The sequence below is a fragment of the Silvimonas soli genome (genome assembly GCF_030035605.1).
GTDB lineage: Bacteria > Pseudomonadota > Gammaproteobacteria > Burkholderiales > Chitinibacteraceae > Silvimonas > Silvimonas soli.
Genome location: NZ_CP106736.1, coordinates 2,877,561 through 2,897,451, shown reverse-complemented (window position 1 = coordinate 2,897,451; position 19,891 = coordinate 2,877,561). Strand labels below are relative to the sequence as shown.

General features: G+C 57.4%; 14 protein-coding genes. 4 read left to right on the top strand and 10 right to left on the bottom strand.

What is annotated here, in order from left to right; genetic code table 11:
• Positions 1 to 35 precede the first annotated feature (35 nt).
• The gene (locus tag N7220_RS13240) at positions 36 to 779 is read left to right on the top strand and encodes a FadR/GntR family transcriptional regulator (RefSeq protein WP_283147997.1); all 744 of its coding nucleotides are present in this window, start codon (positions 36 to 38) and stop codon (positions 777 to 779) included.
• A gap of 145 nt (positions 780 to 924) precedes the next feature.
• On the opposite strand, the gene N7220_RS13235 is transcribed toward N7220_RS13240, so the two are convergent.
• Positions 925 to 2,355 (bottom strand): MFS transporter, encoded by a 1,431-nt coding sequence (locus tag N7220_RS13235; RefSeq protein ID WP_283147996.1) that lies wholly within the window; start codon positions 2,353 to 2,355, stop codon positions 925 to 927.
• 227 nt (positions 2,356 to 2,582) lie between these two features.
• On the opposite strand from N7220_RS13235, the gene N7220_RS13230 reads away from it, so the two are divergent.
• Positions 2,583 to 4,793 carry an OsmC domain/YcaO domain-containing protein gene (locus tag N7220_RS13230; protein ID WP_283147995.1) on the top strand — a complete coding sequence of 737 codons (2,211 nt, stop codon included), beginning with the start codon at positions 2,583 to 2,585 and terminating at the stop codon, positions 4,791 to 4,793.
• Between the two features lie 229 nt (positions 4,794 to 5,022).
• Here the strand turns inward: N7220_RS13230 and N7220_RS13225 are convergent, their stop codons facing one another.
• The 9 genes from N7220_RS13225 to N7220_RS13185 all read right to left on the bottom strand — a co-directional run bounded on the left by N7220_RS13225 (position 5,023) and on the right by N7220_RS13185 (position 17,254).
• Positions 5,023 to 6,912 carry a methyl-accepting chemotaxis protein gene (locus N7220_RS13225; RefSeq protein ID WP_283147994.1) on the bottom strand — a complete coding sequence of 630 codons (1,890 nt, stop codon included), beginning with the start codon at positions 6,910 to 6,912 and terminating at the stop codon, positions 5,023 to 5,025.
• 856 nt (positions 6,913 to 7,768) lie between these two features.
• Entirely contained in the window at positions 7,769 to 9,592 is a 1,824-nt protein-coding gene (gene glmS / locus N7220_RS13220; protein ID WP_283147993.1) for a glutamine--fructose-6-phosphate transaminase (isomerizing), read from the bottom strand.
• 388 nt (positions 9,593 to 9,980) lie between these two features.
• Positions 9,981 to 10,748: a 3',5'-cyclic-nucleotide phosphodiesterase gene (locus tag N7220_RS13215; protein ID WP_283147992.1), complete on the bottom strand. Its 768-nt coding sequence runs from the start codon at positions 10,746 to 10,748 to the stop codon at positions 9,981 to 9,983.
• Positions 10,749 to 10,845: 97 nt separating this feature from the next.
• Positions 10,846 to 13,050 (bottom strand): CHASE2 domain-containing protein, encoded by a 2,205-nt coding sequence (locus N7220_RS13210; RefSeq protein ID WP_283147991.1) that lies wholly within the window; start codon positions 13,048 to 13,050, stop codon positions 10,846 to 10,848.
• A 60-nt stretch (positions 13,051 to 13,110) separates the two neighbouring features.
• On the bottom strand, positions 13,111 to 13,746 hold the full coding sequence (locus N7220_RS13205) for an FHA domain-containing protein (RefSeq protein WP_283147990.1): 636 nt from the start codon (positions 13,744 to 13,746) through the stop codon (positions 13,111 to 13,113).
• 82 nt (positions 13,747 to 13,828) lie between these two features.
• Positions 13,829 to 14,653 carry a Stp1/IreP family PP2C-type Ser/Thr phosphatase gene (locus tag N7220_RS13200; protein ID WP_283147989.1) on the bottom strand — a complete coding sequence of 275 codons (825 nt, stop codon included), beginning with the start codon at positions 14,651 to 14,653 and terminating at the stop codon, positions 13,829 to 13,831.
• Between the two features lie 355 nt (positions 14,654 to 15,008).
• Complete coding sequence (mtgA, locus tag N7220_RS13195; protein WP_283147988.1) at positions 15,009 to 15,710, bottom strand: monofunctional biosynthetic peptidoglycan transglycosylase; 702 nt, start codon at positions 15,708 to 15,710, stop codon at positions 15,009 to 15,011.
• Positions 15,711 to 15,822: 112 nt separating this feature from the next.
• On the bottom strand, positions 15,823 to 16,644 hold the full coding sequence (gene aroE, locus N7220_RS13190; protein ID WP_283147987.1) for a shikimate dehydrogenase: 822 nt from the start codon (positions 16,642 to 16,644) through the stop codon (positions 15,823 to 15,825).
• A 157-nt stretch (positions 16,645 to 16,801) separates the two neighbouring features.
• Positions 16,802 to 17,254, bottom strand: a complete 453-nt coding sequence (locus N7220_RS13185; protein WP_283147986.1) for a rhodanese-like domain-containing protein — start codon at positions 17,252 to 17,254, stop codon at positions 16,802 to 16,804.
• A gap of 416 nt (positions 17,255 to 17,670) precedes the next feature.
• Between N7220_RS13185 and glnA the strand changes: the two genes are divergently transcribed.
• Both glnA and N7220_RS13175 read left to right on the top strand, forming a co-directional pair.
• Positions 17,671 to 19,080 carry a type I glutamate--ammonia ligase gene (gene glnA, locus N7220_RS13180; protein WP_283147985.1) on the top strand — a complete coding sequence of 470 codons (1,410 nt, stop codon included), beginning with the start codon at positions 17,671 to 17,673 and terminating at the stop codon, positions 19,078 to 19,080.
• A 174-nt stretch (positions 19,081 to 19,254) separates the two neighbouring features.
• Entirely contained in the window at positions 19,255 to 19,845 is a 591-nt protein-coding gene (locus N7220_RS13175; protein WP_283147984.1) for an O-methyltransferase, read from the top strand.
• Positions 19,846 to 19,891: the final 46 nt, after the last annotated feature.

Genomic DNA, 19,891 nt, shown 5'->3' with positions numbered 1-19,891 from the left:
ACGGGCCGCTTGCCGTGCGTCGCGAGGAGACCACCGTGTTCGAACGTGAAAAGCTGGTCGGCACCATGAGCTCGCAAGTGGCCCGCATCCTGGGCATGCGCGTGGTCGGGGGTGAGTTTCGCCCCGGCGAGGTGCTGCCGGTCGAGGCTGATCTGTGCGCCGCTTACGGTGTCAGCCGCACTGTGATCCGTGAGGCCATCAAAAGCCTGGCGGGCAAGCGGCTGATCGAGGTATCGCCCAAAATCGGTACGCGGGTATTGCCGTTTACCGACTGGAACCTGCTGGACCGCGACGTGCTGGCATGGCGGCTCGACGCCCAGTTTGACCGCGACATCGTCGAGGACATCTTCGAAATGCGGCTGTGCTTTGAGCCACGCGCCAGCCATCTGGCCGCGTTGCATGGCACGCCTGATGACCTGCGTCTGATTGCCCGCGGCTATGGCGAGCTGGCCAACGCGGGCACCAACGTCCGTATGGCGGCGCAGGCCGATCTGGACTTTCACATGGCCATCATCAACGCCTCACGCAATGGCATGTTCATTACCATTGGCGGCGCCATCAAAGCGGCGTTGCGGGTTTCTTCCGGCATGCTGCACCGGCACGGCTCAAATCCGGGCGAAGATCTTCCGTATTACCTGGGTGTACATGAAGCCATCGCCGCCCGCTCGCCCGCAGTCGCCGCCGAAGCCATGGTGAAGTTGCTGACGGTCTCACACGCCAGAGTTTTGCCCTTGGCCGTGGGTGATGAACAACGACTTGGCGGGCATCATCAGCCTTGATTTGGCATCTTTCGAGACCTGGACTGGCCATTAATCTCGTTGAATCAAATAGCGGATGTGGCCATACCAACGGTGATTGGCAGGTAAGACTATCTGCATAACCAGCGCTCGATATCCACCAGCATCACAACACTGGATGGCGGGGTTACACCGCCTGGGCAACCGGGCGATGCCCGCTGACTTGCGCGCCCGCATTTGCATGCAAGCGGTACAGATCGGGCAGGCCCGCTACCGAAAGCAAGGCCATCACCACGAAAGTGATCTGGAAAGCCGCCACCGACAAAGTCTGCCCGGGCGCTGGAAACCAGATCGAAGCCAGCCGCAGCGCAATTGCGGCCAATGCCACACCCAGACCGGCGCTCATCTGTACCAGAATGCTGCTCAACGTAGAGGCGCCGCTCATGCGCTCGTTCGGGATATCGCAAAAGCTGAACGTGCTCAGGCCGGTGAACTGCATGGAGCGGCTCAGCCCGGTAAAGAACAGCACCAGCATGATCAGCCAGGCAGGCGTATGCGCCGTCAAACCCACACACAGCAGAAAGCCCAGTGCCACCATGATCCCGTTGATCAGCAAAACAGTGCGAAAACCCCAGGCTCGCATCAAGGGAGTGGTCGCCGGTTTCATGCAGATGTTGCCGGCGAACAGTGCCAGCAGTAGCAGGCCGGAGGTGACGGCATCCATGCCGAAGGCAAGCTGGAACATTAACGGCATCAGAAACGGCGCACTGTTGATTGCCATGCGGAAAAACGAGCCCCCGCGCATGGCTGCGGCAAACGTCGGAATACGCAAGGCCGCCAGATCGACCAGGGGGTGAGGCGTGCGCTGCAAATGACGGACCGCCCCGACCAGCCCCGCCAAACCAGCACTGGCAGATACACCGATCTGTAGCGGATCAAATGGTGCGTGGCTGGCCAGATCACACGCGTACATCAACCCGCAACAGCCGAGGCCACTCAGCAGAAAACCCACGATATCGAATGGCCGTCGTCCGCCCGGCTCGCCCTTGATCAGCCACAGCGCCAACCCGAAACCGATCAAACCAAACGGAAGATTCAACAGGAAAATCCAGTGCCAGCTCCAGTGGCTGGTAATGAAACCACCCAATGGCGGCCCGAGTACCGGCGCCCCTAGTGCGGGCCAGGTCAGCGTGGCGATGGCATGCACAAGCTTTTCTTTAGGCGTATTACGCAGCACCACCATGCGCCCGACGGGCACCATCATCGCCCCGCCCAATCCTTGCAAAATACGCGCGCCGGTAAAAAACCAGAGACTGGTACTGACGCTGCAGAGCAGCGAAGCCAGCGTAAACAAAAGCAGAGCCCCACCAAACACTGCGCGTGGTCCAAACCGGTCAGCCATCCAGCCACTTAAAGGAATGAACACCGCCAGCGCCAGCATATAAGCGCTGACGCCGATGGATAGATGAATGGGTTGCGTATGAAAACTCTGCGCCATCTGTGGCAGTGCGGTGGTGATGACGGTGGAGTCGAGCAACTCCATAAAAAATGCGCCCGCCACCAACCAGACCACACCCCGATGGCTTGCTGCGGTGAGGGCTTGTGAATTCGTAGACATCTGTTTCTTACCTGATAGCACTGCCGGGTTTCATATCGATACTAACGCGTCCAGACCATGGCACCCATAAGCCGAATTTCGTATCCGCGCGAGAGCGTACTTTGCTTGCTGCGCAGAGCGGGCGTGGACCCGGTCAGCAGCCATTACTGCGAAGCCCAGGTTCAGGGCGGAAAAAACCCGGATAATAGCGGCCAAATCATTTTGCGCATTATTCTGGAATTCGCCCCATGGAAATCAAGGTCAACTTTCTCGACAAGCTTCGTCTTGAAGCCAAATTCGATGATTTTACGGTCATTGCCGATCAGCCCATTCGCTACAAAGGCGATGGTTCGGCTCCCGGCCCGTTCGACTACTTTCTGGCCTCATCGGCTTTGTGCGCGGCTTACTTTGTGAAGTTGTACTGCGACACCCGCAATATCCCGACCGAGAATATCCGCCTGTCGCAGAACAACATTGTTGATCCGGAAAACCGTTACCAGCAGATTTTCAAGATTCAGGTCGAATTGCCAGCGGACATCTCCGACAAAGATCGCCAGGGCATTTTGCGCTCCATCGACCGTTGTACCGTGAAAAAAGTGGTGCAAGCCGGGCCCGAGTTTGTGATTGAAGAGGTCGAAAACCTGGATGCCGATGCCCAGGCATTGCTGACTCTCAATTCCGACTCCGATGCCCGCACCTTTATTCCAGGCAAGGACCTGCCGCTAGAGCAAACCATCGCCAATATGTCGGGCCTTTTGGCGGGCTTGGGTATCAAGATTGAAATCGCCTCATGGCGCAATATTGTTCCCAATGTCTGGTCGCTGCATATCCGCGACGCGCACTCGCCAATGTGTTTTACCAATGGCAAGGGCGCGACCAAAGAAAGCGCGTTGGCGTCGGCGTTGGGCGAATATATCGAGCGCCTCAGCAACAACCATTTCTACGCCGGTTCTTATTGGGGCGAAGACATCGCCAACGCGGCCTTTGTGCATTACCCGAACGAGCGCTGGTTCAAGCCTGGCCCCAAAGATGCACTGCCGGTTGAAATCCTCGATGAATATTGTCTGGACATCTACAACCCGGATGGCGAGTTACGTGGCTCGCACCTGATCGACACCAACTCCGGCAATGTCGAGCGCGGTATCTGTTCGTTGCCGTATGTGCGCCAGTCGGATGGCGAGGTGGTGTATTTTCCATCCAATCTGATTGAAAACCTGTACGTCAGCAATGGCATGAGTGCCGGGAATACGCTGGCCGAAGCGCAGGTGCAATGCCTGTCGGAAATCTTCGAGCGCGCGGTAAAACGCGAAATTATTGAAGGTGAAATCGCCTTGCCGGATGTGCCGCAAGAAGTGCTGGCCAAATATCCCGGCATTGTGGCTGGCATTAAAGGCCTTGAAGAACAAGGCTTTCCGGTGCTGGTGAAAGATGCATCGCTAGGTGGCGTGTACCCATTGATGTGCGTCACCTTGATGAACCCGCGAACTGGCGGCGTGTTTGCCTCGTTTGGCGCGCACCCAAGCCTGGAGGTGGCGCTGGAACGCAGTCTGACCGAACTGCTGCAGGGTCGCAGTTTTGAAGGCCTGAATGATTTGCCTCAGCCCACCTTTGAAAGCAACGCCGTGACTGAGCCGAATAACTTTGTTGAGCATTTCATCGATTCCAGCGGTGTGGTGTCCTGGCGCTTTTTCAGCGCCAAAGCGGACTACCCATTTGTGGAGTGGGATTTCTCCGGCCACGGTGAAAACTCCAATGCAGAGGAAGCCGCAACCTTGTTCGGCATCCTGCAAGACATGAGTAAAGAGGCGTACGTGGCGGTGTACGACCAGCTAGGCGCCACGGCCTGCCGCATTCTGGTGCCGGGTTATTCAGAGGTTTATCCGGTCGACGATCTGGTCTGGGACAACACCAACATTGCGCTGTGGTTCCGCGAAGACATCCTGAACCTGCATCGCCTGGACGATGCCAGCCTGCAACGATTGCTGGCACGCCTGGATAACAGTGAGCGCGATGAGTACTCCGACATCGCCACATTGATCGGTATTGAATTTGACGAGAATACGGCTTGGGGCCAGCTCACCATTCTGGAACTGAAGCTGTTGATTAATCTGGCCTTGAAACAATTTGAAGACGCGCAAGAGCTGGTGGGCACCTTCTTGCAGTACAACGACAACACACTCGAGCGCGGCTTGTTTTATCAGGCCTTGAATGTGGTGCTGGAAGTGCTGCTGGACGACGAGCTGGAACTGGACAATTACGTCGCCAATTTCCGCCGGATGTTTGGTAATGAACGCATGGACGCAGTGCTTGGGTCCGTGGATGGGAGCGTACGCTTCTTTGGTTTGACGCCAACGAGCATGAAACTGGAAGGGCTTGACCGCCACCACCGCCTGATCGACAGCTACAAGAAACTGCACGTAGCACGGGCCACGGCGGCGGCTATTTCCAGTCAAGGTTAGGAGTTATTGTCGGGCTTGTTTGGACCGTCCCGGTCTTCAGGAAAACCGGGGCGAGTCAAATAGCCAACTGCCCGACAAGTACGATTCGCGCGGAGCATGGCGATGGCTTTCGCAGCGGTGGGAGCAAATTGCTAGACGGGTAACCCGCGCAAACACCGGGGATCAGCTCTGCATTGGATGCCAGGAAACTGAACCGGCTCAGCGGTTCGGTTTCCTGGCAATACGGGGCTTACAAGCGAAACCGTTCGAAGTCCGCGTTGATGGCTTGGGCCAGTTGCTCCAGATCGGACAGATTGCGAGAAGTAGCCTGCAACTCCGCATCGGTCTTTGCAATGCGCTGGTTGATCCGCTCGGTGCTTTCACTCATCGCATTGGTAGCATTGCGTTGCTCCAAGGTCGCATCGGCAATGTGACCCACGCGCCCTACCATATCCTGGATGCTGCCCGAAACCGCCAACATGCGCTGACTGGCAGTATTGGTGAGGCCCACACTCGCATTCACACTATCCACCGTGCCTTGCATGCTGCTTGCCGCATGCGCACTTTCGGTACTGATCGACTCAAGCATTTCGGTGATTTCGTGGGTCGCTGAACTAGTCCGTTCCGCCAGTTTACGAACCTCATCTGCCACTACCGCAAACCCGCGTCCCTGTTCCCCGGCACGAGCCGCTTCGATGGCCGCATTCAGCGCCAGCAAATTGGTTTGTCCGGCAATCTCGCCGATCACTGTCGTGATGGAACGGATCTCACTGGCACGTTGCGCCAGAGTGTCGAGCATGCCGGAGACGGCCTGCACCGTTTGCAGGGTGTGCCCGCTTTCCTTGGTAATCTGCTCCAGATCGCGTGCGCTATGATTGCTTTGCTCGGCAGTCTCAGTCGCCAAGGTGTCCGCTTCCTGGGCGGACGATGCCACTTCCGAAACACTGACTGTCACCTGCTCGATGGCCGCGGCGTTCTGGCCGGCAAAATCGGAAATCGAGTTAGCATCGCCCGCAATACGCTGGATTTCGTTACGGGCATTCTCGACTCCGGTAACCAGTTGCTGGCTGCGCTGACGCACGGCGGCAATCGTCCCGCCCAACTGACCAATGAACTGGTTGAACGCTTCGCTGGTCTGGCTGACTTCATCGTTGGCCAGTACGGGCAGACGGCGCGAGAGATCCGCATCGCCCTGAGAAATCTCACGCATCGCATCGCGAATATTCAGCAAAGGTCGTAGACGCCAGCGCAAATAGAACACACTTGTACCGATGATCAATACCAGCAGCACAGCCAGGAACTCGGCATTTCTCAACAGCGACTCGCGATTGGCGCTCTGCAATGCGGATTTGTCGCTGACCACAACCAGACGGAATTCCGTCCCTTGCACCGGGAACACCGCAACCATTTTGGTTCGACCATCGATGTCTACTTCGGAAAAAACCTTGCCATTGAAGGTGGATTCCAGCAGCGCCGGTGTCAGCGTGGCCCCCAGTGCGGAAGCAGGTTGATTCAGGCGAGCAGGGTCACCATGCGCAAAGATTTGGCCATCTTTGTTGACGATAAAGGCATAACCCTCGCCCGGGAGTTGGGTGCGCTTGAGTTCCTGCATGATGACCGAGATTTCGACATCCGCGCCCAGCACGCCCACGACCTGCCCATTGCTGACTACAGCATGCGCAAAGCTGGAAACAGCCGCGCCAGTCGCGGCGGCAACAGAAGGCATTTCGACAAAGGTGCCGGTCTGCTCGGCTTCTGCGCGGCCCCACCAGTGCCATTTGCGAGGATCATTATTATCCGGCGGCAATACGACATTGTTGGCGTTCTGTTGCGTGCCATCCGGATAGGCCAGAAACACGTTGGCGAATCCGCCTGCATCGCGCACGTACCCCATCATTGGTACGAGCCCGGCATCGTGGGGAACCGGCTTGAAGGCATTGAGCACGTGGGCCCGGCTGCCAATCCAGTTGCCAATATGAACGCCTAGCACACTGCCCACGGTACTGATTTGGGCTCTGGACTCTTCTTCCTGCTGTTTTGCCGAGAACTGATATCCGGCACCGGCAACAACCACACCGGTCACAATGACGATCACACTGACAGCAAGCACCAGCTTGCTTTGTAGACTTCGTAAATACACGGGCTAGCTCACTCTTTTGAATATTATCTCTACTGCGAGGTGGTTTAAGCGCGACACCGTCGCCGCCGGAGTTTTGTCTGGTTTTGGTCTGCTAGCGATGCTCGAACCGCCTGAATTATCTTGCCCAATGGGCTACACGGCATATCCGCAATTACCCATGCCACGACAGGACCCAGCAACCCGGCGCAACGCAACCAGCTTGCCAAGTCCCAAGCCAACCTTTGGCTGGGCGCGTGAAAAATAGTAAATAGACTCCGGGGTTTGGCACTGTATATAATTTTTGGCCAGTCGTGGGGCCGAGAGACCCACGGGCTATGCGAGGGCAACTGTCCCGGTCTCAGCAAAAGCAATTCTGGGTCTGGATCCGGACACGCGGACTGGCATGCCCATTGGGCGCGTTTACTGATTCCTTAGTAATCTCTCTCAGCGGAATGCTGCAACTCCACCAAGGCCACAAGACGAACTTCAATCGCGAAGGCCCCATATCAGCACGATAACTCCCAACGCCGGGCCGGTTAGTATGAGGGCAACATTCCTGAGCAAATCTGAGCAAAACATGAAAGCTCGGGAAAATTTGATAAAAATCACAAACCATTCTGTGTAGATTCCGCCTTCAACCCGCGCCGGGTAGCGCGTGATATTGGAATCCCCGATATCGCATTTAAGTGCTAATTCTGAAAGGCCGTACTTTGCTGTTTAGGGCTTTGCGAACCCGGAATGTGAATCAATAGTTTTGGAGTGTTCGACTTTAGGCTGGAATAGCTTGCAAAATGGCCTCCCGCAACCGGCGACACCGCCAAGGGGCAGTAGTTTTCTACTTTAATTGCATAAAAAAACGGCGCCGAAGCGCCGTTTTTTATTCCACAGTGACTGATTTTGCCAGGTTACGTGGCTTATCAACATCCGTGCCTTTGCGGCAGGCGGTGTGGTAGGAGAGCATTTGTAGTGGCAGTGTCATGACCACCGGGGCGAGTGGGCCGCTGGCGGCGGGGAGCGTCAGCACGCGATGCGCTCCGGGGTGGGCAGATTCGCAGCCGGGTTCCGCCAGCAAGAATACTTTGCCACTACGCGCTTCCACTTCGCGCATGTTGGAGACGAGTTTTTCCAGCAGTTCGTCGCGGGCGGCGCAGACGATGACGGGCATGTCTTCATCCACCAGCGCCAGCGGGCCGTGCTTGAGTTCGCCTGCAGCATAGCCTTCCGCGTGGATGTAGGCGATTTCCTTGAGCTTGAGCGCGCCTTCCAGGGCGATCGGGAACAAGGTGTGACGGCCGAGGAACAAGGCGTTGTGATAATGCGCCAGTTCTTGCGCCCACTCTTCCAGTTGCCCGTCCATGGCCAGCACTTCTTCCACCAGCACCGGCAGACGATGCAGCGATTCGCTGATCTCGCGCTCGGCGGCAGCGCTGAGCGTTTTGCGGCTACTGGCCAAGGCGGCGGCCAGCACGTACAGCGCCACCAGTTGGGTGGTGAATGCTTTGGTGGATGCCACGCCGATTTCCAACCCGGCCTGAGTCAGGAATAGCAGGTCTGATTCGCGTGTAAGGGTGGAGTGCGGCACGTTACAGATGGCCAGCACTTTAACGTCGCCGCGTTCACGAGCGGAGCGCATGGCGGCCAGCAAGTCGGCGGTTTCGCCAGACTGGGAGATCGCCACGATCAGCGTGCCATCTTGTTCGCGTCCTTTGCGATAGCGGTATTCGCTGGCGATATCTACGCTAACCGGCAGTCCAGTCCATTCTTCAATCCAGTAACGCGCCACCAGACCGGCGTGGTAGCTGGAACCACAAGCCACGATACGGATGGCCGGCGCCGCGACAAACAGCGCTTCGGCGGTTGGGCCAAACAGCGCGGGCTGGCACCCCAACTCGATCACCCGTTGCAGCGTGTTGGTGATTGCCACTGGCTGCTCGAAGATTTCTTTTTGCATGTAGTGGCGATAGTGGCCCAGATCAGCCGAATCGGCAGCCACATCCACTGTGCGCGCCTGGCGGGTAACGGGCTCACCGGCGGCGTTGAAAATACGGACTTCACCGCGATGCAGTTCGGCCAGATCGCCCTCTTCCAGATAGATCATCCGTTGGGTGACTGGCAGCAGCGCCGCAATGTCTGAAGCAAAAAACTGTTCACCAAAACCCAGACCCAACACTAGCGGGCTACCGCGACGAGCGCAGATGATTGTGTCCGGATAATCCCGGCTCAGTACGCCAATGGCAAAAGCGCCAGTGAGACGGCCAATGGTGGCTTGCACGGCAGAGAGCAGATCGTTGGAGCGTTCCAGATAGTGATGCACCAGGTGCGCGATGACTTCGCTATCGGTTTCCGAAGTGAACTGATATCCCTGCGCCAGCAGTTCAGTTCGCAGGGCGGCATGGTTTTCGATAATGCCGTTATGCACGATCAAGACGCTGTCCCCACCCAGATGCGGGTGAGCGTTCAGTTCAGTGGGCGCACCGTGAGTGGCCCAACGGGTGTGAGCCAGGCCCGCCAGCGCAGATTGTCCCGCCGCTTTGGCAGCCAGATCAGCCACGCGCCCGGCTACGCGAACCCGGGAAAACTCGCCGCGTTGCGCCAAAGCCAGACCGCTGGAATCGTAACCCCGGTATTCCAGTCGTTGCAGCCCGGCCAGCAACATGGGCACGACATTACGTTCCGAGATTGCACCAACGATTCCACACATGAGATAGTTCCTGTTCCGCGATTTGTTGCCATGCACAAGGCATGGAAGAGCCCTGAAATTTACGCGTCGGCAGTGGTATCGTCGTTACACAAAAACCCTGAAACCACTTTGTGCCGATGTAGCTGCAATGGTTACATTACAAAACGCACCGCCTAAACCGGTACAAGCCTTATCCCGCCTGGCTTTCCGCTCATCTCCAACAAGATTTTTAACATCGTCAGTACCCCGGTTTATATCGTTCGGGCCATACCTTTTTTTCGGGCATTTGCCGGCTCTGGCTTTTGCCTGGTTGCACGAGTGGATTTTTCTGCCCGATTGCGAGGGTATTTTTGTCTGGTTCAAGCGACCAAACGGCGCGGCGTTCGCTCCACCCGGCGCCATTTCTGGCTTAAAAAGTGATGATCTGACCGGTTTGCAAGCGCGATATTGCAAAGTTTGTGCTGTTATCACGCAACAGTTCGAGCATGATTTGTTCGTGGTCTGCCGGTTTCAGATGCGTGATGCGGATATCGACCTGATGGCGCAGTTGCCCGAGCGCGGCCAGCAAGCGACGCGGGGTGAAATGGCGCGAGGCCCGGGCCAGCGTTTCTTCATGATCAGCAAATGCGGTTTCGATAATGAGCGTTTGCAGGTTCGCGATGGCATTGACGGATTCCCAGAACGGCGTGCAATCGTCGGTATCGCCAGAAAAAACGACCGAGGCCGTCCCGCTATCCAGCTGATAAGCCACAGCCGGGACGGTATGCAAAGCTGGGAGCGCGCGGATTGTCACGCCCGGTAATATCACTTCGTCACCGGTTTCCAGAACCTGGTAGCGCAACAACGCATTGGCCGAATCGGGAATAGTGGAAAAGTCTGGCCAGATTTGCCAGTTAAAAATGTGCCGTTGCAGCACCTCGATAGTCGCTTGGGTGGCGTGAACCGTAACCGGGCGATTGCGGCTGCCCGCCACGGTATCCAGCAGCAATGGCAAACACGCAATATGGTCCAGATGGGCGTGGGTCAGAAATACGTGGTCGATTTTCACCAGCGCGTCAAAACCCAGGTCACCCACACCTGTACCGGCGTCGATCAGCAGATTGTCATTGAGCAGCAGCGAAGTGGTGCGATTTCCCGCGCCAATGCCACCACTGCATCCCAGTACCTGCAATTTCATGCCGCCCTCTTTACTGTCCATTTGCTGGCCTTGGGCATATTGCTGCCGCCCCGCCCGTGTGTTCTATTGTTTATTCAGTTTTTATTCAGTTGCTGCTTCACTTGCGCACAAACACGTGCACGCCATCCCAATCTGCTGCTGGCGGATTGGCCTGCATGGTCGCCACGCGATCACGCCAAACCCGGTACAACACGCAATCAGGCTCGGCTTGTAATAACGTCGCCAATTGCTGTTGCGCTTGCGCCCATTGCCGCAACCGATAGTGCGCCAGCACAGGCGCGAATGCATCCACATATCGCGTCGCGGCTTCGTCGCCCGCTAGCGCGAGCGGCTGATATAAAGTCACCGCGTCTTCGCGGCCAGCTACGCGCACCCGATCAATCTCGCGGTAAACAAAGCCTGGCGCGGCATCACGGGTGGCCGCAGTAACCAGAATCGGCACGCCGTAGAACTTGGTCAGGCTTTCGATCCGGCTGGTGAGATTAACCGCATCACCCATCACTGTGTAAGTGAGTCGATACCTTGACCCCATGTCCCCGACTGTGACTACGCCGGAATTCACGCCCACGCCAACCACCAGCGTCGGCCAGTTACGGGCCGCAAAAGTGGTATTCAAACGCAGCATGGCGGCGTGGATATTGAGTGCAGCCAGCACCGCATTGTGGGCATGCAGGGTGTCGGGCAACGGCGCACCCCAGAATGCCATTACACAATCACCGATGTATTTATCGATGGTGCCGGGCTGGCCACTGCGGATGACTGTGGAAATTTCGGTCAGAAACGCATTCATGAATTGCGTCAGTTCGGCTGGCGCCATGCTTTCGCTGATCGAGGTAAAGCCGCGCACATCGGTAAACAGGATCGACAACTCGCGGCTTTGACCCACCATGGTGTATTTGCCAGGGTCCGCACTCATACGATCGACCAGTTCAGGCACCACGTACTGGCCAAACAATTGACGTAATTGGGATTGCCGCCGGGTAACGAAGATATAACCCCACGCCATATTCAGCACATATAGCGCGACCATCAGCGTCAATGTGGCGGCAAACGGGAAGTCCACATGATGCACCCGCCATAGCCAGATATCCGCCAGCGCCAGCGCCACCAGCAAAGTCAGCACGGTCACCGTGGCCTGAAATGGCGGACGCCGGGCCAGCACCCACACCAGGATTGGGGTGAGCACCGCCAGCAGCAGCAATTCCGCGCCCAACAGATAACCTGGACGTTGCGGCAGGGCACCATCCAGCATGGCCGACAACAAATTGGCATGGATTTCCACACCAGGATAAGCCTCTCCGACCGGAGTCACGCGCAAGTCGTTCAAACCCGGTGTGGTGGCCCCCAGCAGCAAGATGCGGCCCGCCAGTTGGTCGACAGGAACCGTGCCCTTGAGTACATCCGCTGCCGACACATAAGCGAACGAGCGTGCCGGTCCGCGATACGGCACGGTGGCGCGGCCATTGGCGTCCACGCTCAACGTCAGCTTGCCCAGCTTGAGCGCTTCCAGTTGCGGTACGCCGCCACCGACCTCGATCACCGGCTCCAGCGGTGGGTGGCCCAACGCCAGTTGTGCCAGTGCGAGCGATAACGCCGGATAGAACTGGCCGCCAATATTGACCAGCAGTGGCACCCGCCGAATTACGCCGTCTTGATCCACCGACGGCACAAAATGTCCGCCCGCTGCCGCAGCGGTTTGCAGTTGCGCCAGATTGGCCCCGAAGTGTGATGCTGGCGTGATATTGGCCGCAACTGGCGCCAGTGTCCCGGCGTCCAGCGCGGGCGCGGGCAAGGCCCCTGCGGAAACCGCGTGCGAATCGCTACTGTAATAGAAGCCCAGGACGGTATTGCGTTTGGCCAGGGCGCGAGCCAGCCGGGTGTCAGTATCCAGTCGCGGGGCAATACGGGTCAGCGTGGCACCAAATTCGGGGATGTCGGCCAGTTCGCCACTGGCCAGGCGGCGCAGCGTGGCAAGGCCGGTGCTGTCGTCGGCTTCGGCAAAGACCACGTCGAACCCCAGCGCCTGCGCGTGGTAATGGTCGAATACCTGATCGACGAGTCGCGCCAGCAAGTCGCGTCGCCACGGCCAGCGGCCCAGCGCGGCCAGGCTTTTTTCGTCGATATCAATAATGGCAATACGCGGGTCGGGAGCGCTGGCGGCGGAGAAGCGCACGCGCGTGTCGTAGAGATAGGCGTCCAGCCGCTCTACCGCTGGCAGCCGCAACACACTGGTGATATGCGCCGCCAGCAGCATGAAGCAAAGCAGACCCAGAATGATCTGCGGCCAGTGTTTCCTCAGCAAAAGCGCCCTCAAGAACCACCCATTTCGCGCTGCGCCAACGCCTGCTGGTCCAGCACTTACCTAGCGATAGAAGAACGCCATTTTGACACCGGCCAGCTCAATCAGGTCTTCTTCTTTGAGTGGGTGTGGCGTGCTGCCGATTTCGCGGTTGTTTACCAGCGGGCGCTTGGGGCCTTCCACGTGAGAAATCGCATAGCCTTCGCTGCGTCGGCCAATGGAGGCCACTTGCACCCCGGCCTTGCCTAGCGTGGTGCTGGCTTTGGCCAGAATGACTTCTCGCCCGGCACTGGTGCCAGTCAGCACTCGCACCACGCCAGTCCGTTTGCCTTCGGGGCGGGCCGCGCTGGTGGGAGGCACCAGCAGTTGCGTGGCTTCGAAGCCATCGTTGCTGGGCGGACGCGCGACCGCATCACTTACCCGGAAGGTGAACACATGCTTGCCGATACGGATCTGGTCACCATCCTTCAGCTTGTACTGCACGATGCGCTGACCATTCACCGAAGTCCCGTTAGTGCTGCGCTGGTCTTCAATGATGTATTCGCCACCCATCAGGCGGATCAGTGCGTGCTCGCCTGAAATCGACAGGTGATCCACCTGGATTTCGTTGTGCGGACGCCGCCCGATGCGTGTTACATCTGGCTTGAGCTTGAACTCGTTGATGTAGTTGCCAGAGAGGCTGAGTATCAATTTCGCCATCTTCTTTCCCAAAACCCCTTCTTGCTTTCCTGTTTTACAGAGCCGCCCGCGCTAAAGTCGTGACGTCTTGCCCAAGCGGTTCTCAGCCGTCTTTTCGCAGCCATTCCATAATCCGGCTACACCAGCCACCCTCGCCCGGCAACGCGCGTTTGATGTCGGCCAGCACAACCGAGATATTGTCCTTGCCTCCGCCATTGTTTGCCTCCTGGATCAGATATGCGGCAGCCATGGGCAGATTGGTGCGCATTGAAGTCAGCACATCCACAACGGTTGGTGCGTCAACTTCGTCGGTCAGCCCGTCTGAGCACAATAAATACAGATCGCCGACCTCAATGTCATGAACATGGACTTCAACCTCGACCTCTGGCCCGATGCCCACGGCACGGGTGATCAGGTTGCGCTGGCCGGTCTCATCGGCTTCAGCCTCGGTCATCAGTCCAAGATCAATCTGTTCCTGCAAAAACGAGTGATCGTGGGTGAGCTGTGTGAGAGTTTCAGCGCGCAAGCGATAAAGCCGCGAATCGCCGACATGCGCCACCGCTAGCCGGTTTTGCTGGAAGAAGGCCACAACAATGGTGGTGCCCATGCCTGCATATTGCGGATGACTATTCGCTGCGGTGTAAACGGCATCGTTGGCTTGCCAGACCGCCTGGGTCAGCAACGCAGCCAGTCGCTCTGGCTCAGGTGGCAAGGGCGGGCGCACGGCTTGGGCGCGATGGATGAAATCGCTCACATGCTTGACCGCAATGGCGCTTGCCACTTCGCCAGCGTTGTAGCCGCCCATGCCATCAGCCAGCACGACCAGACCGATGCGGCTATCCCACGCAATCGCATCTTCGTTATGCGCGCGCTGTAAACCGGTATCGGTTTGTCCCACCATCGCCAATGACAACGATAAATCAGGCATGCCTTGTCTCTGCCAATTGGCTGATCACCGGCCGCCCAGCGCAAGGCCAGCCGGATCGATCAGCGCGCGTTACTCCCGACCAACTCATGTCGTCCCCTGTTTTCGCCCGGTGGCTATCGCACGGGAGTTGTTTGTTGTGATTTGAGTATGAGCGCTCAATGCGGTCTTGCATTCTAGAAGTTTGACCTGGCAACACCAAATGATTCCGTTGACATAAGCAACGACCGTTGCATTACCGTCACAGAAAGAATTTACCTTGTTGCGGGACAGGCGAATTGGCCTGCACCACGGCCTCACAAAACAAAACGGGCGGCCCACCTGAGCAGTGGCCGCCCGCATCCATCTGCAAACCGCTTTAGGGGATATCCGCGTAAGGCATGCGCCGCGCAATGATGCTGGCTTTGCGCAGCAAGCGCCGGTCGTTGCGATGCAAATCGTAATAACGCGGATCTGGTACCATTGACGCCAGTTTGGCTGCCTGGGCCACACCCAGATTAGCCGCGCCAGTGCGGTAGTAATAGCGCGATGCGGCTTCGGCGCCGTAAATGCCGTTGCCCCATTCGATGACGTTCAGATACAGCTCAAAGATGCGGCGCTTGTCCAGCATGTGCTCCAGCATCACGGTGATGATGGCTTCTTCCAGCTTGCGCCACGGCGTACGGCGGCTGGATAAAAACAGATTCTTGGCAAGTTGCTGGCTGATGGTGGAACCGCCAGCCACAATCCGCCCCTTCTTCAGGTTCTTTTCCCAGGCAGTCTGGATGCCTTCCCAGTCAAAGCCATCATGATCGAGGAACTTGGCGTCCTCTGAGGCCACCAGCGCGCGTTTGAGATTCGGGGAAATCTGACTATAGGACACCCATTTGTGCCGAAGCTCGGCTTCCGGGTCGTCTTTTTGCAGACGTGACAAACCTTCTTCCATAAAGGCGGTGTCGCTGGGGTTATGGTCTTTCCACCACCAGACGTGGGCGAAAATCCACAGATTCCACGCCAGAAACAGCAAAAGCAGCGCCAGCAGAATGCGGCCAAACCACCAGCCAAAAGAACGTTTTTTCACAGAGGGTTACGGCTGACTCAATAAGGTGCCGCGATTCTAGGCGCGTTCCTTACAAGGCGGCAACCGCGAACCCTGATTTTGCGCACATTTATGATCTGCCCAGACGTTCTGATTACGCCGCCAGGCCAGCGCGCATTTCAGCCAGCACTGGCGCCACATCCGGCTGATGCCCGGTCCACAAGCGAAAAGCTTCGGCCGCCTGCCCAACCAGCATACCCAAGCCATCTACCCGCAGCGGCACGCCAGCTTCGCGGGCTTGCGCCAGAAACGGCGTTTCACCTTTGCCATACATCATGTCGTAGGCCAGGGCGTTGGCCGCAAAAACGTTAGGCGGCAATGGAATGCGCTCCCCGCCCAGACTGGCCGAGGTCGCGTTGATCACCACATCAAACGATCCAGCGATTTCGGCAAAACCGCAGGCTTGCAGCGGCACCGAGGTTTTGGCGCTTAACGCATCAACCAACAACAGCGCCTTGCTCGCGGTGCGGTTGGCTAACGTGATTGACGCCGGTTGTTCGGTCGCCAGCGGCAACAACACACCGCGCGCCGCGCCGCCCGCTCCCAGCACCAGTATGCGCAAGCCGGTTAGCGAGCGATGGCGCAGCAAGTCCGCCACCAACCCGGCGCCATCGGTGTTATCGCCAAGCAACGAACCGTCCTTGCGCACCACCAGCGTATTGACCGCACCGGCGGCGGCGGCGCGTTCGGTCAACTCGGAAGCCAGTTCATACGCGGCCTCCTTGAATGGCACGGTGACGTTACAACCTCCGCCGCCCGCCGCCACAAAGCTGCGCACGGTGCCATCGAAGTCTTCCAGCGGTGCCAGCAGTCGCTCATAACTGAACGGCGCCAGAGCAAACTGGGCGGCGAAGGCGGTGTGGATTTGAGGGGATTTGCTGTGGGCAATCGGGTTGCCGATAACGACGTAGCGCATGGTGTATGGGGAGAATAAATCAGAAGGTGAAGTGTGATTTTGAAAGACTGGTGACGCGGTCCTGTCCAGTGCGGCAAGCGAAGGGTTTGACGCCTTGGGTTCATCCCCAGCGCCTCACCCCTCTCGCTTTTAACATCCCGGGTTATCGGGATGCCCGTTACCCTTGAACCCAAGGCAAACCGCGACCTTTCCAGCCGTTTCTCTTGCCGCGATGTTGTTGCTCGTCCTTGTCACCCTCAAATCCTTCGAGGATGTTGTAGACCTCGCTGTAGCCGTGTTTGGCGGCCAGCACCGCCGCATCATGCGAGCGCGCGCCAGAGCGGCACATAAACAACACCACGTTTTGCGGATCGACCTGCGCTTTTAACTGGGTGAGAAACTCCGGATTCAAAGCCATGTCGGGATAGCGTTTCCATTCAATCAGCAAGGCATCGGGCACCACGCCCACAAACTGCCATTCCGCATGGGTGCGCACATCCACCACTTTGGTGCCTGGGACCTCGTGCAGCAGCGCAAATGCCTCATCCGGCGTGAGTGCGCCCGAATAAGCAAGACCCGATTCGGCCGCTCTCTGGCGGGCTTTTTCCAGAATGGTGCTAACGGTACTCATGGCTGATTCCTTCGCGTTGACTCTATCTCGTTTTCAAAACGTCAACTGGAGTGGTCCGGGCCAGCGCCATTTGCCAGCCGTGCCACCCAATTTTTTCATGCCGTTTTCTGCATTCTAGCCCTGTTGCGCAGCGCCTGCGTGATTGTGACACGGTGCACGGCATGCACAGATTTGCCGCAACAAAACGCACCATAACGGTGCCTTTCGTTGAATTGCGCACCAAATCGGATTGCATAGGTAAAACCCGCAATAGCCGATTTCTTGTGGCACAATGGCTGTCGGCGGGGTTAACACCCTGGCACACTTTCTGCTTCATAGCGTTCCGACCCGAGCCGGTCTTACTCGAACAAACCTTGCATGGCCGGCGACGAGACAACACTCACTTCAAACTATCTCTTGCACCAAGGAGAGCTCAGATGGCGGTAGCCGACGTACTCAAGCTGATCAAGGAAAACGACATCAAGTTCGTTGACCTTCGTTTCACCGACACTATTGGTAAAGAACAGCACGTCACCGTGCCGTCGCATGTAGTCGACGAAGAATGGTTCGAAACCGGCCACGCATTTGATGGTTCGTCCATCACCGGCTGGAAGGGCATTCAGGCTTCGGACATGCTGCTGATGGCTGATCCGGCCACTGCCAACATTGATCCGTTCTACGACGAACCGACCGTGTTCATGACATGTGACGTGATCGAGCCAGCTACCGGCAAGGGCTATGACCGCGACCCACGTTCGCTGGCCAAGCGCGCTGAAGCCTACCTGAAGGCATCGGGTATTGGTGACACAGCTTACTTCGGTCCAGAACCAGAATTCTTCATTTTTGATAACGTTCGCTGGAACGCAGATCTGTCCGGTTCGTTCGTCAAGATCGGTTCGGAAGAAGGCGCCTGGGCTACTGGCCTGGAATTTGAAGGCGGCAACATGGGCCACCGCCCACGCCTGAAAGGCGGTTACTTCCCGGTTCCTCCGGTCGACAGCCATCAAGACATCCGCGCCTCCATGGTGCTGGTACTTGAAGAACTGGGCATCCCGGTTGAAGTGTTCCACCACGAAGTGGCAAACGCTGGCCAGAACGAAATCGGCACCAAGTTCAGCACCCTGACCCAACGCGCTGACTGGACTCAAGTTCTGAAGTACGTGGTGCATAACGTCGCTCACCAGTACGGAAAGACCGCTACTTTCATGCCAAAACCTATCGTTGGCGACAACGGTTCGGGCATGCACGTGCACCAGTCGATCTGGAAAGATGGCAAGAACCTGTTCGCAGGTAACGGCTACGCTGGCCTGTCTGAAACTGCCCTGTTCTACATCGGCGGTATCATCAAGCACGCTCGTGCACTGAACGCCATCACCAACCCGGGTACCAACTCGTACAAGCGTCTGGTTCCGCATTATGAAGCACCGGTGAAACTGGCTTACTCCGCCAAGAACCGTTCCGCTTCGATCCGTATCCCGCACGTTGCGTCCGACAAGGGCCGTCGTATCGAGACTCGCTTCCCGGATCCGTTGGCCAACCCGTATCTGTGTTTTGCTGCACTGATGATGGCTGGTCTGGATGGTATCCAGAACAAGATCCATCCTGGCGATCCTGCAGACAAGAACCTGTACGATCTGCCGCCAGAAGAAGACAAGTTGATCCCGACTGTGTGTGCATCGCTGGACGAAGCACTGGACGCACTGGACAAGGATCGCGAGTTCCTGACCCGTGGCGGCGTGTTCACAGACGAATGGATCGACTCCTACATCGAACTCAAGCAGAACGATGTGAACAAGATCCGTATGTGGACTCACCCGGTCGAATTCGACATGTACTACAGCCTGTAATCAGCTTGATGTCTGTCTCTGGACAGGCGCAAGCAGGCTACCCAACCCGCTCAAGGCTTTGCCTGGGCGGGTTTTTCATTTTTTGCGCTCAAGATATCAGCCATCCTCTTGAGTCCTATGACATTTTGATATTCACTAGCTATTCAATGCGCGCCAAAGCCGGGAGCCACCGCCATGAATATCGCTTTGCAAAATCTGAAAACAGAACTCGAACAATTTGGCCAGGCCAACGATAACGACCAGAGCGAGCGCCCCAAACGCATGCTCAATATCACACGCGATACCGGCGAGTTTCTGGCCGTGCTGGTACTGGCTATGCAAGCGCGCAGAGTGCTGGAGATTGGCACCTCCAATGGCTATTCAACGCTGTGGCTCGCTGAAGCTTGCGGCGAAACTGGCGGCGTAGTCACTACCGTGGAACATGCGGAGCATAAAGTGGCCATGGCGGCAGAGAACTTCGCCCGGGCCGGACTGGAAGGATCAATCAATCTGGTACATGACGACGCCGGACGCTTTCTGGCCGACGCCCACCCGGCCACCTACGATCTCTTGTTTCTGGATTCTGAACGCAGCCAGTATGTGGCGTGGTGGCCGCACCTAAGTCGGGTTTTACGCCCGGGTGGGCTACTGGTGGTGGATAACGCACTCTCCCACGCCGATGAAATGAACGCGTTCAGCGAACTGATCAAAGCCGATATTGAGTTCAAGACCAGCCTTGTGCCGGTGGGCAAAGGCGAATTGCTGGCAGTAAAACTATTGGACTAACAAGGCCGGTTTGGGATAACTGGCGGATTACTTGCTGCTTTCGTCC